General features: G+C 45.9%; 8 protein-coding genes and 1 pseudogene. 4 read left to right on the top strand and 5 right to left on the bottom strand.

The features are described from left to right. Positions 1-206 precede the first annotated feature (206 nt). The gene (gene minC / locus QUA33_RS21925; RefSeq protein ID WP_333151127.1) at positions 207-1,013 is read right to left on the bottom strand and encodes a septum site-determining protein MinC; all 807 of its coding nucleotides are present in this window, start codon (positions 1,011-1,013) and stop codon (positions 207-209) included. Between the two features lie 274 nt (positions 1,014-1,287). Between minC and QUA33_RS21930 the strand changes: the two genes are divergently transcribed. The 3 genes and pseudogenes from QUA33_RS21930 to QUA33_RS21945 all read left to right on the top strand — a co-directional run bounded on the left by QUA33_RS21930 (position 1,288) and on the right by QUA33_RS21945 (position 5,146). Beyond that, positions 1,288-2,217: an ADP-ribosylglycohydrolase family protein gene (locus QUA33_RS21930; protein WP_333151128.1), complete on the top strand. Its 930-nt coding sequence runs from the start codon at positions 1,288-1,290 to the stop codon at positions 2,215-2,217. 102 nt (positions 2,218-2,319) lie between these two features. Further along, positions 2,320-3,117, top strand: a pseudogene (locus QUA33_RS28325) (Uma2 family endonuclease). A gap of 298 nt (positions 3,118-3,415) precedes the next feature. Then, positions 3,416-5,146 (top strand): NAD(P)H-quinone oxidoreductase subunit 4, encoded by a 1,731-nt coding sequence (locus QUA33_RS21945; RefSeq protein ID WP_333151134.1) that lies wholly within the window; start codon positions 3,416-3,418, stop codon positions 5,144-5,146. Between the two features lie 67 nt (positions 5,147-5,213). On the opposite strand, the gene QUA33_RS21950 is transcribed toward QUA33_RS21945, so the two are convergent. The 4 genes from QUA33_RS21950 to QUA33_RS21965 form a co-directional block, all read right to left on the bottom strand. Beyond that, positions 5,214-6,857, bottom strand: coding sequence for an NB-ARC domain-containing protein (locus tag QUA33_RS21950; RefSeq protein ID WP_333151136.1), 1,644 nt, complete (start codon positions 6,855-6,857; stop codon positions 5,214-5,216). A gap of 307 nt (positions 6,858-7,164) precedes the next feature. Next, entirely contained in the window at positions 7,165-9,129 is a 1,965-nt protein-coding gene (locus tag QUA33_RS21955; RefSeq protein ID WP_333151138.1) for an ABC transporter ATP-binding protein/permease, read from the bottom strand. A gap of 220 nt (positions 9,130-9,349) precedes the next feature. Continuing rightward, positions 9,350-10,189, bottom strand: coding sequence for a DUF1361 domain-containing protein (locus QUA33_RS21960; RefSeq protein WP_333151140.1), 840 nt, complete (start codon positions 10,187-10,189; stop codon positions 9,350-9,352). Positions 10,190-10,473: 284 nt separating this feature from the next. After that, positions 10,474-14,739, bottom strand: a complete 4,266-nt coding sequence (locus QUA33_RS21965) for a PAS domain S-box protein (RefSeq protein ID WP_333151142.1) — start codon at positions 14,737-14,739, stop codon at positions 10,474-10,476. 458 nt (positions 14,740-15,197) lie between these two features. On the opposite strand from QUA33_RS21965, the gene QUA33_RS21970 reads away from it, so the two are divergent. Then, positions 15,198-16,565, top strand: a complete 1,368-nt coding sequence (locus QUA33_RS21970; protein ID WP_333151144.1) for a TldD/PmbA family protein — start codon at positions 15,198-15,200, stop codon at positions 16,563-16,565. The last annotated feature ends 3 nt before the right edge of the window (positions 16,566-16,568 follow it).

Below are 16,568 nucleotides of genomic sequence, written 5' to 3' on the forward strand. Positions count from 1 at the left end.
TATTGGTTATTGGTTATTGGTTATTGGTTATTGGTTATTGGTTATTGGTTATTGGTTATTGGTTATTGGTTATTGGTAACAACTAACAACTGTCAACTAACCATTACCGCCGATCAACTGGGATTTGTCAAAATTGGTAACAAATAACAAATAACAAATAACAAATAACAAATAACAATGGTCAACTGTCAACTGTCAACTGTCAACTAAACATTACCCCCGACTAACTGCGATTTGTCAAAATCAGAGGCTCTACCGATCCGAATCCCTTGGGGCGTCACATAGGCGACTTCCGGGAAAAACTGAGCGGGTGAGGTTTCTGGGCCTCTGGCAACATACTTAGCAATCCTAATCACCATCGGTTCCATCTGCAAGGTCATAATCACGCTTTTGGTGTTGCCACCGGCACCGGCGTGCACGACTCCCCGCAAACGGCCCCAAACTAGGATATCGCCTCCGGCGATGACTGAGCCGCCGGGATTTACGTCTCCCAAAAGTACGACGGTGCCCGGATGGCGAATTTCTACGCCCGATCGCACTGTCATCTGCAAATATAAAGGTTCCGCCAGCGATTGCGGTTTTTCCGAGGCGGCTTTATTCAGGGAAGAAACCGGAGGCTGCTGTTCTACACAATAGCCTGCCGTAGCTGCAGCAACGGCGGTTTGGCGGCGACTGGTGTGGACTCGTTTGAGTTGCAGTTCCACTTCGGAGAGGGCCTCAGCGATTTCTTGCAGTTGGCGGATATCTAAAAGTCGATCGCTCCCCATCAATTGTACTTCTGCGTTTGGCTGCCAAAAGCGTTCTCCTGCGTTCAGCCTGACTTTTAGCTGCTGCCAAAGTTCAGTCCAAGTAGAGGCCGCGGCTGTTCCGGGTTCGCCGTTGGTTTCTGGGGGGAGTAGCAACAGTAGCTGTCCATCTTCTGTTTTGAGTCGGACTTGCAGTTCCAAGCTGACTTCGGGTGTTGATTGAGGGGCGGGGGCGGAAGTGGCTCCGGCGGAGGCATCGGGTGTCATGGACAGGTCTGAGTTCGGGTAGGGACAGGTTAACATCAATATTAGCTTGATTGGTCATTAGTCATTAGTCATTAGTCATTAGCCGGGCACTCCGCGCGCACTTTAGACAATTATAGGACTTACGCATGGGGGTCTAGAAACCGGGTTTTTTTACAAAAATACTTCGTTGTAACCCGCAGATTCGGTAAAAAACCCGGTTTCTTCGATAGGTGCATAAATCCTGAATTACTCATTACCAATTCCCCATTCCCCATTACCAATTCCCCATTACTATATGCAACAAATAGAACGTTATCGCGGCAGTCTCCTAGGTTTAGCAGTTGGTGATGCTTTGGGAACAACTTTAGAGTTCTGTCGCCCAGGAACGTTTGTGCCTATTAACGATATGGTTGGCGGCGGCCCGTTTCGATTGCAACCGGGCGAGTGGACTGATGATACTTCGATGGCGCTTTGTTTGGCTGAAAGTTTGATTGAGAAACAAGGTTTCGATCCTGTCCATCAGTTAGAAACTTATTTGCGGTGGTGGCGAGACGGACATTTGAGCAGTACGGGTGAATGTTTTGATATTGGCAATACGGTGCAACAAGCACTTTGGCAGTTTGAAGATACAAACAAACCTTATTGCGGTTCTACGGATGCTTGGACTGCTGGCAATGGTTCGATTATGCGCTTGGCTCCCGTGCCTTTGTTTTATGCTAAAAATCCTTTGGAAGTCATAGAAAAATCTGGACAAAGTTCGAGAACTACTCACGGTGCTGCTACTTGTGTGGATGCTTGCCGCTATTTTGGTGCTTTAATTGCGGGGGCTGTGAATGGAGTTGCTAAAGATGTGTTGCTTTCGGAAAGATATTGTCCGATTTCGGAATATTGGGCAGCAAATCCCCTGGTGGCAGAGATTAATGAGATTGCGGCGGGTTCTTTTAAACTGCGACAACCTCCTGAAATTAAAGGTACGGGTTATGTTGTCAAGTCTTTGGAGGCTGCACTTTGGGCGTTTTACAACAGTTCTTCTTTTGCGGAAGGCTGTTTGTTGGCTGTGAATTTGGGCGACGATGCGGATACTACTGGTGCGGTTTACGGACAATTGGCGGGGGCTTTTTACGGGGAGGGGGGAATACCGGAAAAATGGCGATCGCAATTAGTCGATCGCTCTTTAATTGCATCTTTCGCCAAACAACTCTTAACTTTATCTCGATCGCTCTGAATATTTACATCAGTTTTCAACCTTCTTGGTTTTTACAATAACTAGCAAGTTGAGTTAATATAGATAAATTTACACAAACATTTCTGGTTGAGGGTTAATACAATGGTACTCGAAGCCCCGTCTATCAAAGCCAAACCAACCGTCACCTGGGAACCCCTACCAGCTAACTTCGTATTACCCGACGATCCGGTGGAAAATATTCAACAACCTTCTCTCGCCGCTGCTCTCACCGATGCACTGGGAGCCGCAGGATGTATCCAGCCAGAAATGCTGATTGCCTCTAATTTGGGGTTAGTCGCCACAGTCAATAAAAAGATTGTTGTCAAAGCTCCAGACTGGTTTTATGTGCCACAAGTGCCTTCTAGGAGAGGGGGTAATTCGCGGTAGTTATACTCCTAATACTGAAGGTGCTAATGTGGCGATGTGATGGAGTTTCTCTCGGAAGCAGAGGGAGGAGAACTATCGGTCAGATCAACTCCGCCCTATGGAAAACTCCACTTTTACGAACAGATTCTTCAAGTACCTACTTATGTCACTTATGACCCCTACGAAGGTATTTTAGAAGTGCGCTATTTGCAAGATGGGCGGTATGTTTTACATTCAGCCAATGAGCAGGGGCGGGTGTGGATTCCACAACTGGAACTATATCTGGGGATTTGGTCCGGGGAAAGGTTGGGACAAATTATGAACTGGCTGCGCTGGTGGGATAATTTAGGTAATTTGTTGCTGTGGAGTTCAGAACAAGCTGAGCAAGAAAGGCAAACGGCTGACCAGGAAAGCCAAAGGGCTGAGCAAGAAAGACAAAGGGCTGACCAGGAAAGCCAAAGGGCTGAACAAGAAAAGCAAAGGGCTGAACGATTGGCGGCTAAGTTGCGCGAATTGGGAGTTGAGCCAGATTGAAGGCTGATTGAAAGCTAATTTGCGATCGCCCTTAATACACAGAACTTATCCAACCCTCTACCAGAATAGGCGCAACCACAGGCAGATTGTGCCTACAAAACGCTATATTTTTTTGTCCCTAAGTCCGGAATCGAAAATCAAAAATAAAAAATCGAAAATCAATTGACGTTTGTAGCAATTCGTGATACTATTATCCGCATTTGTCTCGATATAAAAAATATTTATGAATAAATCTTAAGTTTTAATTAAATTTAGTATTATAATTTTGGTAACTTCCAACTAAGTATTTATTCTCACTATGGTAGCGGATCAATTTCCTTGGCTGACCGCAATTGTCATCCTACCCCTCCTAGCTTCCCTCGCCATCCCTTTCCTGCCGGATACAGACGGCAAAACCATTCGCTGGTATGCCCTAGGCGTAGGTATTGCAGATTTTGTATTAATGTGCTGGGTGTTTTGGACTCATTACGATCCAAGCATCTCTACTTTCCAAATCGTAGAGCAATATTCCTGGATACCTTCTTTAGGCCTCAACTGGTCTGTGTCGGTGGACGGACTGTCAGTTCCGTTGGTATTGTTGGCGGGATTGGTGACGACACTATCAATCTTTGCAGCCTGGGAAGTCGATCGCAAGCCGAGACTCTTCTATTTCCTGATGCTGGTGATGTACTCGGCACAAATAGGAGTGTTCGTCGCCCAAGACATCATGCTGCTGTTCATTGTCTGGGAACTAGAACTAATTCCGGTGTACCTCCTCATCTCGATTTGGGGCGGACAAAACCGCCGGTACGCAGCTACAAAATTCTTGATTTATACCGCAGGCGCTTCCATCTTTATTTTAATAGCTGCCTTAGCAATGGCATTCTACGGCGGAGGCACCCCCACCTTCGACATGGTAGAACTTGGCTTGAAGGACTATCCACTGGGTTTAGAATTACTGCTTTATGCGGGATTGCTGATTGCCTTCGGTGTGAAACTGGCGATTTTCCCCTTCCACACTTGGCTACCTGATGCCCACGGTGAAGCATCTTCTCCCGTGTCGATGATTCTGGCCGGCGTATTGCTGAAAATGGGCGGATACGGGCTGATTCGGCTGAACTTGGAACTTCTTCCCCAAGCACACGTTTACTTTGCACCGATTATGGCGGTGCTCGGCGTGGTCAATATTATCTACGGGGCGCTGAATTCCTTCGGCCAATCGAACATGAAGCGCCGCTTAGCGAATTCGTCGATTTCTCACATGGGATTCGTGTTGTTGGGTATTGCTTCCTTCACGGATTTGGGAATCAACGGGGCGCTGTTGCAAATGATTTCCCACGGTTTAATCGCCTCAGTATTGTTTTTCCTGGCTGGCGTTACTTACGATCGCACCCATACAATGATCATGGACGAGATGGGCGAGATTGGAAAAGTCATGCCGAAAGTGTTTGCCTTGTTTACCGCAGGCGCGATGGCATCCTTGGCACTCCCCGGCATGAGCGGTTTTGCTAGCGAACTCTCAGTGTTTGTGGGCGTCGCAACTAGCGATATGTACAGCAGTTCTTTCCGCGCGGTGACAGTGTTCCTGGCTGCCGTAGGACTGATTTTGACGCCGATTTATTTGCTCTCAATGCTGCGACAGTTATTTTATAACTGTGGGACACTAGCGGCTTGCGACCTTGAGGATCTAAATTTGCAGAATCAGAGAAACAATCTGGATGAAGCGGTTTGTTTTGGTAATAGTTGCGTTTTGCCGGGTGATGCACCGTTTATTGATGCTAAACCTCGGGAAGTGGCGATCGCATTTTGCTTTTTGATACCGATTGTCGGCATTGGTTTTTATCCCAACATGGCGATGCAAGTCTACGATGCCAAGACTGTCGCAGTCAACGCAGAAGTCCGCCAATCTTACATCCAAATCGCTCAACAAAATCCTCGGATTTATGCGAATCAACTTTTGGTTCCCAAGATTGCCCAAGCTCAAAAATCGCCTGCTTTGGACAAAATTACACGGTCTGAATCTGCATCGGTTTTTGGCATTGTCAAATAATTTTATCGAATTCTGTTTTTGTTGAAAATTGGGCGATCGCTTTTGTCAAAGGGCGATCGCTTTTTTCTTATCGCTGAATTTCTGAAATAATCTGTGCCAGATTCTGCCTAGCATATCCCACCTCAAGAATCGATTCATCCTCCAGATCCGAGACAACTTTATTCAAGATCTTTAGCGGTTCTTCAGAGCCTGTCGTCTTCACAAACAAAACTTGCAACCGATTTTTTACTAATGCTAAAATAGAGCTACTTGGTTTGCCTTTATCGCCTTTCCGTTTAGCAATGTTGATGCTCAAGTTGTGAGTTTTCAACAGCCGCATTCTTTCTCTTCCTTGCGTCTTAACTGTCTCCAAAACCTCTGCTCGAATCTGCTCCACTAATCTGTCGGTAACATATTGCACGATCAAAGGCTGAAGCATAAAAAAAGTTTCCCCGCCCTCACTGATTTTGTCAATCAGCGAGCGACGACCCAGAGAATCGAGATTTTTCAGCAAATCTGAAAACGATGAATTGACGAACATCTGCTCTCGTAAAGTTGGCAGGGAAATCGGGGTTTGAGCAATAGCAATCCAGTAGGCAATATCTTGTTCTGAGCTCGATATTCTATCGAACTGCTGCGCCAACAAATTGCTGATATGTTCTTCAATAAATAAAGCCGTTGCTTCCAAAAGCTTGAAAACATTCCCCTCGAAAAACTCATTAATTGTTGTCGCTACAATCTTTAATGCTAACAGATTGCCTCCGTACCGAGATAACAAGATTTCCAACTCTCGATCTTGAGGCAACAAACCTTTTTCTTGGAAAATTTCCCGGGCTATTTCCTCGGAAATAGCAGGTTTTAAAGACCGCACTTTTTCTCCCGCCAGCAAAGCCAGTTCTGTAGGTTCTTCCGAACTAACTAGCAGTAAACAGCTATTGTGATTGACCTCACACAGCCGCACGATTAGATCTCGATATCCTTCGTAGCCTTCCCGGTAGTGTCCCGCTAATTCTTCGGGTCTGAGAACCGCTTCAAAATCGTCTAAAATTACCAGACAGCGGTGTTTCCGCAGATACTCGACCAATCGCGAAATTTTGCTGTTGAGGTCGATCCTCTTCGAGGGCTCGGCTAACGGCACATCGGGTTTTTGTTGGTTAGAAAAAAGTTGAATTAAGCTTCCTAGGAAGTCGGATGGTGCTGGTGTCGATCGCAGGGATCGCCAAATCACAAAATCAAACTCATTCTGTACCTGTTTTGCCAACTGCACTGACAGAGTTGTTTTGCCGCTACCAGCCAAACCCAGCAGCGCTACCAGCCGACAATTATCTGATACAATCCACTGCTTTAAAGTAGTTAATTCTTCAGTCCGTCCGTAAAAAACCGAAACATCCGGTGCTTGGCCCCAATCTTCCTGTCGGTGTCCAATCGCCATCTTCAATAGAGAGCCTTTACCTCGACTAAAATCGCTCGTTCCCTGATCGGTGTGGTATGAAAACAGCAACTGATGCCTCAATTCCGAAAGCTTTCCAGGGCCGTTCCCCCCGATATGAAACTTTTTGTAAACTTCGCCGAGTCTTTTGCGAACCGCGATGTCGCTAATGCCAAGCTTGGTTGCAATTGTCGCCGTAGATTGACCGTCGAGAGCCATAAAGACTGTTTCTAACTCGGCATCTGTGACGCCGCGCTCCTTAGCGATCGTTTGCACAAAGCTTTGAGGAATCGGAGTAGTCAAGGTAAGAATCTCGCCTATACTAAAAATCTATCTTCCATTATATTCTGTGAGTTCTCGCGGGCGAGCAATTAAATCGAATCCGCCAAAGTTCAGCTTGCTTTTTGTTTGGGCAGTTTTAGATATTTATACCAATTATCGATCGTGATACCACTTCAAAAAAAGAATACAACTTTAGTAGAACCTATTATAGGGTTGGTGGAGCCGCGGCGATTCCTCTGTAGAAGCCAACTATAAATCTTCAACCGCACCTCCACCCACCGCGCACACACAACCGGATAAATGTACAATCCCTGAAAGCAGTGCTGTATCAGCTAAAAACCTTCGTACTAGCGCGGTATTCTTCCGTCGAAACCAGTCGCCAACCCCCATCGCCCAAAAGTTCCAAAACCTGCTGGTGATATTGCAACAAACTCATTCTGTGACCGACACTCACAAAAGTAGTTTTAGTGGCTTGCAACTGCTCGTATAAATGTTGCTCGTTCTTCAAATCCAAAGCACTTGTCGCCTCATCCAAAATAGTATATCGCGGTTCCGTCAATAACAATCTAGCAAAAGCTAAACGCTGCTGTTCTCCCAGCGACAAAATCTCACCCCAATCTAAATCCGCATCAAAGCCGCCCAATCTTTCCGGCAAATCTGCTAAGTTTACTGATGCCAAAACGCGACGCAATTTTTCCTCATCAACCTCGCTGCTGGTGTTGGGATACAGAAGTTGCGATCGCAAACTACCCAAAATCATATAAGGACGCTGCGGCAAAAACAGCATTTCCCCCAATTCCGGCCGCGCCAAACGGCCCGTTCCCGATTCCCACAAACCCGCAATTGCCCGCAGCAAAGAACTCTTCCCAGCACCGCTTTGGCCGACAATTAACAGTCCTTCACCGGGCTGCACTGCTACCGACAAATCGCTAATCAAAGTCTTTTGATGCTTGGGAGTATCTAAAGTAACGTGTTCCAGTGTCAATTGCGAACTTATAACTGTATCGATTGTTCTGAAGTCTAGTTGTACAGCAGTTTTTTGATTTTTTATAGAGTCGTTAAACGTGGCTAAACGATTAATTCCCGCTGCAAACAAACTCAAGCTTTCAATCCTATATACAACCAAAGAAAAGGCATCGGAAACCTGACGAAAAGCAAATTCAGCTTGAGTAATATCACCGTATCGGATCTCACCTGCAAAGTAGATAGAAGCCAGGAATAAAGAAGGGATAATATAAGTTGCATATCTATAGCCAACTCTAAAATATCCCAGATTTCGCTGCCAACCAATTAGCAAATTAAAGTTCCGAACAGCTTGTAAAAAGCGGTGTTTTACCTGAATAGATTCCTGTGCTTCTCCCCGGTAAAAAGCAATTGATTCTGCATTGTCCCGAATGTGAACCAATCCATAGCGAAAGTCAGCCTCTTTGGAGAGCTGATTGAAGTACAAAAATATCAACCTTTTGCCAAAAATTACCATGACTGTCGTGCCAAAGACAGCATAAATAATTAGTCCGAGCGAAAGAGCTTTGGAAATAGACCAGAGAATCCCTGTAAAAGAAATAATATCAATAACTGCTCCCAATATCAGCAGCAAAAACTCTAAACTTGTGCTAGTGAAAGATTTGATATCTTCCGCAATCCGCTGGTCGGGATTGTCGATTTCCTTCTGAGAATTGATTTCGTAATAAGCGCGATTTTGCAAATAACTACCTAGGAAACTATCAGTCATCCACTCTCGCCAGTACAATCCCAGTTTATCTTGGGTATACCCGTAAATAACAACTATCGGGGTACCGATAATAAAAACTCCAGCATAAACCCACATAAACCGCCAAAAAGTAATTTGATCTTTTTCAGCCAGCGCTGTAGTGAAAAAATTACTAATATAGCTAATGACTACGTTAATTCCGCTAACAGACAGCGACAAAAATAGCAGCAGAGCTAACATTATCCACTGCTTCCAGCGCGGTATCAGCTTGCTTCTAAAAAAGACAAAAGCAGCCAGCGGGAGGATTAGCATTAAACCAACGATCGCAATTGTCGGCGAGTAGATAATTTCTTTGATTAAAGTAGCTAAGCCGGCCGCAACCCCGTTAAAAGCCTCTGGAAAAAAGACTTGAGCAACTAAACTAATAACACTGACAGCCACAAACATCGCAGCGAACAGAAATATCAACAACAGCACTACTAATCCTAAAAAGATTCTGCCACCTCCCGGCTCTAAAGGATAAAAGTAAGGTTGAGCGATCGCAATAAATCTCTGCCACAACTGACGGTCAAATCGATTCATCTTTGCTGTTTACAAAACTACTTTGACTGTTCTAACATATCAAGCCTGGTGACAAAATGCAGCAGTAATTTATTTCGGACTTTCGCGAAAATTTTGTCTCACCCACAGACGGAAACTTGTTTTCCGAGTTCACTGGTTGACAGAAAAAGCTTAGGAAGTTACTTCAAGCTTTTAGATTCATCTGTTGAATCAATTATTTAATCTCAAATCTCAAATTGCTCTAGCTGGAAGAAGTTGCGCTATCGCCGGCCAAGTCGGACTGCAATTTACTGCTGTAAAATCGTTGGCTAATTCCTAAAATTACTTGTTTCATTAGCCAGTACAAAACAGCAATTACTACAAAAGTTACCGCCATGACTAAGACCGGACGCTTGCCTATCAAATCGTTCATTACGGTGTTAACTAGCGCATCGGGGTTAGTCAGAATGTCCCAAGTGTTGAAGCGGATAAATCGCCCTAAGTAAATGCCGATCGCCGAAAGTGCGTGTATAGTTATCTCCGTTGCCAGGATAAATTTACTCCAACCCTGTTGCTTTAAATAGTAACCTAAATTCATCACGGACAGCACGTAAGCTCCAAACCCGGCCAGCATAAATGCCAGATACTGCGGGATCAAAGCTAGAGTCACAATCCACACCGAGTTCCCCTCTTTAATCTGACGGATGAGGTGAATGATATCAGTTAAAACGTAGGGCGCATTAGGCAAAAATGCGATAAACCAGAAAAAACCGCCCCACCACCGGAGAGAGCGAACTCCGCGCTGCCGGAGTACCCAGATGTCTACAGCCATCAATGCGAGTGTAATGGCGATCGCGCCCAAAACGTAAGTTTTGCCCACATCTTGCACAATGTGCTTCAGATAAGCCAAAACATGGCGCGTACTGGGCAAAAAAGTAGCGCCCAGGAGAAAGGCCGTACCCCACAGCAGCCAGGGCGATCGAGGTTTGCGGAACAGCCAAAAACTCAGGCCCAGCGGTACTAAAGCCAAAAACAAATTCCAAGACATCCACCGGACATTGTGTCCCATTGCTTGCAGCGCTTCCAGGATAAATCCCATCATGTCAATTTTTATACAATTAAAGGTTTGATGCAGCACCGCTTCCTTAGCAGCTTCAATCTATTTTAGTCGTTAACTTGTAGGGTCCGTCACCTTATGACCCCAAATGCCACGCCTGAAAATCAGGAACTGCTAATACTTGTAGGGTGCCTCAGCTTATGACTCGACGCCCGCGCCTGAAAATCTAAAATCGACTGACGCCCTCTACCACTGTGGAGTTAATTCTAAAATCTAAAATCTAAAATCTAAAATCTAAAATCGACTGACGCACCCTACTATTCATGCACTTAGTCAAGCGGAATCTCAATCTTAAAAGTCGTTCCGCATCCTATGGATGAAATACAGTCAATCTTACCCTTGTGCTTTTCCACCACAATCGAGTGCGCGATAGACATTCCCAGCCCCGTACCTTTTCCCACAGCTTTCGTAGTAAAAAACGGGTTAAAAATTCTATCAACTATCTCATCGCGAATGCCCGTACCGTTGTCCGAAATTTCTACCCTAATAGTTTTCTGGGGAGTTACACCCGTGGAAATAGCAATCCGTCCACTCTTTGTCTCTGATTGTGGAACCGATAACTGGTGATATCGTTCTTCAATAGCATCAATTCCATTAGCAATAATATTCATAAATACCTGATTCAGTTGGCTCGCATAGCACTCCACAAGTGGCAGTTTTCCAAAATCCTTAATTACTTCAATTTCCGGGCGGCTGTCTCGACTCTTCAAGCGGTGCTGCAAAATTAACAGTGTACTCTCAATTCCCGCGTGAATATCAACCGGCTTCATTGCCGATTCGTCGAGTCGCGAGAAATTTCTGAGGGACAACACAATTTGCCGGATGCGCTCGGTTCCTACCTGCATTGAACCCATAATTTTTCTTAAATCCTCAGCCATGAAACCCAAATCAATCTCTTCTATGCGAGCGAGAATTTTTGAATTAGGTTCGGGATACTCCTGCTCGTACATAGTCACCAGATCGAGTAACTGTTTTGTATACTGGTTGAGATAATCAATGTTAGCATGAATGAAGTTCACGGGATTATTAATTTCGTGAGCGATCCCTGCGACTAATTGACCCAAAGAAGACATCTTTTCAGTTTGAATGAGCTGAGTTTGAGTAGAGCGCAATTCCAGCAGCGCTGACTCTAAATCTCGAGCTTTTTCTCTTTCTCGCGCCTCGCTTTGCCGCAGTGCTTCCTCTGCTTGCTTGCGAGTCGTAATATCCTGGGAAACTCCAATTATTACTTTAGCCTTACCGTCCGCACTCCTGCTAAAAATAGTATCCCGACTTTGCAGCCACAACAATTGACCGTCTGCTGCCAGCACCCGGTACTCAATTTCCCTAGTTTCGCCATCTTCAACTCCTGTAAAGCTGGCGTGATGTTTCCCAATTTTAGGCAAATCTTCCGGGTGTATTAGCTGAGGCATTAGTGACGAATCCATCGCTGTAATGTCATCGCTGCTATAGCCCAAAAGCTGCTTCATTGAAGTATTAGTGTAGATATTTCGCTGTTCTTCCAAATCGTAGAGATACAAAATACCGGGAGTAGCATCGGCTACTTTTTTAATGAACTGCTGGCTTTCTTGCAAAGCTAACTCAGCTTGTTTGCGATCGGTAACATCAACGGTGATGCCGTCCCAAAGAATATCGCCATTTTCTTTAGCTTCAGGACGCGAGTTTGTCTGAAACCAGCGAACCTTGCCCGAAGGCAGCACCAGCCGTCCTTCCCACTGCCAAGGCTGCAAAGTTTGCGCTGAAATAGCCACAGATTCGCAGTAATTTTGGCGGTCGTCGGGATGAACCAAATCTGTTAGCAAAGCCGAATTTTGCAGAACAGCTTCTGGTTCTAACTCAAACATTTCTAGGGAACCAGGACTCATGTAAGGGAAGCTAACAGAGCCATCTGCACGCAACAAACATTGATAAATGATTCCCGGCAAATTAGCAGATAGCTTTTGGAATCTTGCCTCACTTTCCCGCAGTGCTTCCTCTGCTTGTTTGCGCTCCGTAATGTCAGTAATTGAACCCACCATGCGGCCTGCTTTTCCAGATGCGTCCCACAAAGCTTGTCCCCGACTCAATATCCATTTGTAGGTGCTGTTGTAGCACCACAATCGGTACTCGGTAATGTAATGCGGCGTTTTCTTGTTTAAATGGTCTTGGAGAGCTTGCATTACTGAGGTTAAATCGTCGGGATGCGTACCCCTGTTCAATTCGCCAAAGTAATCGAGAGTTTGGCTGTGTTCGTATCCAGTTATTTCTTTAAATCGATCGGACAGGAATAGTTCCCCTGTTTGCAAGTTCCAATCCCAAATGCCGTCATTGTTGCCTTTGAGTGCTAACTGCCAGCGTTCTTCAGTTTGCCTCAATTGAGCAGTTCTATCTTTGACTCTATTTTCTAGTTCTTGATTGAGCTTTTTGAGACTTTCTTCGGCATGGTTGCGTTCGATCGCAATTCCTGCTAAATTAATAATCGCTTCTATCAATTGCAACTCAAATTTTTGGGGGTAGCGGGGTTGAGGATAATACATTCCAAAAGTTCCCAAAACTTGACCCTGAGATGAGAAAATAGGAGTAGAAAAGCAAGCTCTCAGTCCAAAACTCAAGGCTAAATCTCGAAAATTTTTCCACAAAGGATCGCTGGCAATATCTGTAACGATTACCTGTTGGCGACTACAGGCAGCAGTGCCGCAGGAACCGACATCCGGGCCGATGGCTATGCCATGAATAGCAGCATTGTAGCTGTCGGGCAAACTGGGCGCGGCTCCGTGAAGTAAATGTTTGCCATCTGGAGCTAGAAGTAATATCGAACCCATGACATCTCTAGATTGCTGCTCGATAATTTTAACTAAAGTATTTAAAGTCTCGCCAAGAGTTGCGCCCTTAGCAATCATTTCTAAAATTTGTTTCTGACCGGTTAACCAATTTTCAGCTTGCTTGCGCTCTGTAATGTCGCGGGCCATCCAAATAAAAGTGTTTTCCTGCATAGGAGAAATGTTAGCGACAAACCAAACTTCTTGGTGGTCAATTTGCAGGCTGTATTCTATGGAATGGGTTTGTTTTGTATCGGCGGCAAGTTGAATTTTACTGAGGAAAAAGTCGGCTGTTTCTGGTGGCAGGATATCGTGCAGAGTTTTGTTTATAAGTTCCGCCGACGGTTTGTATAAAAGTTCCGGATTTGTGGGAGCAATTTTCAGATAACGTCCCTCAATATCAATGACAAAAATTACGTCGTTCATGGCAGCGAACAAAGCTCGAAGTTCCGATTCCGAAGCTTGGAGGGCGATTTCAGCTTGTTTGCGATCGCTAATATCCGTCCCGATACAAAGCAGTCCTGCCAAATTTCCTTTCGCATCTAGTAAAGGTTTATTTGTCCACGCTATCCACACCTTTTCCCCTTTGCTGCGGATGCTTTCATTTTCGTTTTGGAAGTATTGTTCCGGCTGTGTCAAACAGTCTCGAATCATTGCCGCCAGGTCACTTTCGGATAAATCTGTTTTCGGTATAATTGTGCCGATCGCACTTTTGCCGATGATTTCTGCTTCTGAATACCCGAAAAAAGTTTCAGCAAACTCGTTAAAAAAAGTAATCTTGCCTTCACTGTCTAACTGCACAATCATGCTGTTAGCATTTTCAACTAATTGCCGGTACTTAACTTCGCTCGAACGCAGTTTCGCACGGCCGTACACCCAGCTAAAAACTGCGACCCCGGTCAGAAGTGCCAGCGAGTCGCCTCCGAAGAGCAGCCACCCCCTAAACGGCGAATTCGCAGGCCATCCTCCCGCCGGAATTGCTGCCAACTGCCAGGAACCGTTGGGTAAAGTCACTTCCAGCAGCACGGGATTGTGCTGAAAAATTGACCCATCACCGAAAAACACAGGGCCGGATGCTCCCTTCCCGTCTTTGCCCCGCAGAGCGTATTGGAGCTTCGCTGAGGAGTCGTTGAGTCCTGCTTCTTCAATCAGGGAATTTTTGTCGACGATCAAACCTGTCAAGCCCCAGTAAACTCCTGTTTCAGGCTCGGCGCCCGAAGGTGTGAGAAAAATCGGCGACCGGCTGATGAACGTCTCGTCCCCCTCCAGTAATTTCACGGGCCCGGCTAGCAAAGTTTTTCTGGTGTAGATAACCTCTTTGACCATTTGCCGCTGTGCGGGTAGCGCCGTCAAGTCAACCCCGATCAGCGCTTCATTTCCCTCCCGTGGATAAATGTAAGCGACCCTCGTGCCTTTAACTAAAGTTATGGCGCGGATGCCCGGTTGCTGTGCCACCAGAATTCTCGCCGTCGCTGCAAACTCGGCTTCGGTGATGTTTGGGTTATTGGAAAGGTAAGCCCCCAAACCCCGCATCAAAAACAGGCGGGAATTCAAAGCGCCTTCGAGCTTAGAACGGACTGTGCTGAGCCGTTCGAGGGTGCTAGCGCGGTTGTACTGCAAAAACCGTCGCTGTTCCGATCGATCTAAAATGCCAACTCCGACCAAAATTGCTATTGATGCCGAAATAGCTGCTAAATACGGTGAAATTTGGAATTTTTTAACCTTAAAGTATTCCATCTGCCGGGGGTTAAGGTATTTTTTTACGTCTTTAGATAGATTTAGTTTAGTTCGATTTCTCTAAGCAAATGCAAGATTTCGGGGATACCGGACTTTTCACAAGCGAGCGCGAGTTTTGGGTTTTCTAGGACGCCCTCCGAACATCGGCGCTCGGCTTGCCTCTAATCATCTATTCTGCGGACAAACTTTTAAATCTCAAATTGACTGACCGAAAGTAATGTGGTCATAAGCCTCCGGATTCATTCCAACGCGCAGGCTCAGGACGGATCAATCTAAAATCTAAAATCTAAAATCTAAAATCTAAAATTGGTTGACTCGGCATTTATCGGTTAGGGTGCGCCGCGCCAGCACCAGAGCGGTGGGGGAGCGCGCACCCGAAAGACTGGAGTTATTAGCTAAAATAGGTTTAGCAATAATTTTTTTCAGCGCTACGGCCAATCATTCATAGGGGCAATTTGATGCAAGAACAGTTGATGGAAGCGATCGCACCTTACCGCGATCGCGTGGATTATCTGGAAGTTCGCCTCGAACAAAGCGAGTCAACTGCGATTAGTTTTCGCGGCCCTCAGTTAGATGCTGTCAACCGCAGTTTTAGTCTTGCCGGCGGCATCCGCGCCTGTCATAAAGGCGGCTGGAGTTTTGTAACTTTTAACGGTTTAGCTGAGTTAAAAGACCGAATTGAAGAAGCTGTAGTCCAGTCTCGTTTGGTTGGCAGCGAAAAAACTCTACTAGCAGATGCCACCCCGATTCAAGATTATGTCGCGGTGGAATTGGGCCGCGACCCGCGCTCTATTACTCTAGCCGAAAAGCGGAAATTGCTCGAATCTTACAATCAGTTGCTGTTAGATTACGACCCGCGAATTCAGACGACAATGGCAGGTTACAGCGACAGATTCGGCATTACTTATTTTGTGAATTCTCAAGGTACTTGCATCGCTCAAGAGCGCTTGGACGTGACCGGGCGTTTCGGGGCGATCGCCCGCGGCGAGGGCGGTGTCGTCCGCCAAGGGTTTGAGTCGATTCACTCGCGATCGGATTACGATGTCTTGACAAATATTGAAGATCGTGTTAAGAGTGCTGCCGTTCGAGCTGTAGGCCAACTAGAGGCGAAATCAGTGAAAGGCGGTCAGTATCCGGTGATTTTAGACCCTTATTTGTCGGGGGTTTTTATTCACGAAGCTTTCGGGCATTTGTCGGAAGCAGACGGCATTTACGAAAACCCGAAAATGCAGGAATTGTTGACTTTGGGCAAGCCTGTGGCGATCGAACAATTGAATGTAATTGACGACGCAACTGTGCCGGGATTGCCGGGAACTTTGAAATATGACGACGAAGGCGTGCCGGCTCAGTGCAAGCATTTAATTAAAAATGGAGTTTTAGCCGCTCGGATGCACAATCGCGAGACTGCGGGCAAAATGGGCGAAAGTCCGACGGGAAATGCCCGGGCTCTGAGTGCTACTTTTATGCCTTTGGTGCGGATGACTAATACTGCGATCGAGTCTGGCGAACATTCTTTTGACGAAATGGTTGCCGACATTGACGAAGGAGTTTATGCAGTGCGGATGTTGGGAGGACAAACCAACGGCGAAATGTTTACCTTTGCGGCGGCTCAAGGGTTCATGATTCGTGACGGCAAATTAGCCGAACCCGTGAGCGATGTCACTTTAAGTGGCAATGTATTTCAGACTTTAAAAGATATTGAGTCTATAGGAAACGACTCGGTTTATGCCTACGGCGGTTGCGGTAAAAATGGCCAAAGTGGTTTGCCCGTCAGTGTCGGCGGCCCCCATCTCCGGATTAAAAATGTTGTAGTCGGAGGAAGGTAATCA

It is taken from the genome of Microcoleus sp. Pol14D4 (genome assembly GCF_036701245.1).
Classification (GTDB): domain Bacteria; phylum Cyanobacteriota; class Cyanobacteriia; order Cyanobacteriales; family Microcoleaceae; genus Microcoleus.

Bases quoted from the DNA above. Each gene is read 5' to 3' on its own strand.
- minC (WP_333151127.1), bottom strand. From the start codon at position 1,013: ATGACACCCGATGCCTCCGCCGGAGCCACTTCCGCCCCCGCCCCTCAA.
- QUA33_RS21930 (WP_333151128.1), top strand. From the start codon at position 1,288: ATGCAACAAATAGAACGTTATCGCGGCAGTCTCCTAGGTTTAGCAGTT.
- QUA33_RS21945 (WP_333151134.1), top strand. From the start codon at position 3,416: ATGGTAGCGGATCAATTTCCTTGGCTGACCGCAATTGTCATCCTACCC.
- QUA33_RS21955 (WP_333151138.1), bottom strand. From the start codon at position 9,129: ATGAATCGATTTGACCGTCAGTTGTGGCAGAGATTTATTGCGATCGCT.
- QUA33_RS21960 (WP_333151140.1), bottom strand. From the start codon at position 10,189: ATGATGGGATTTATCCTGGAAGCGCTGCAAGCAATGGGACACAATGTC.
- QUA33_RS21965 (WP_333151142.1), bottom strand. From the start codon at position 14,739: ATGGAATACTTTAAGGTTAAAAAATTCCAAATTTCACCGTATTTAGCA.
- QUA33_RS21970 (WP_333151144.1), top strand. From the start codon at position 15,198: ATGCAAGAACAGTTGATGGAAGCGATCGCACCTTACCGCGATCGCGTG.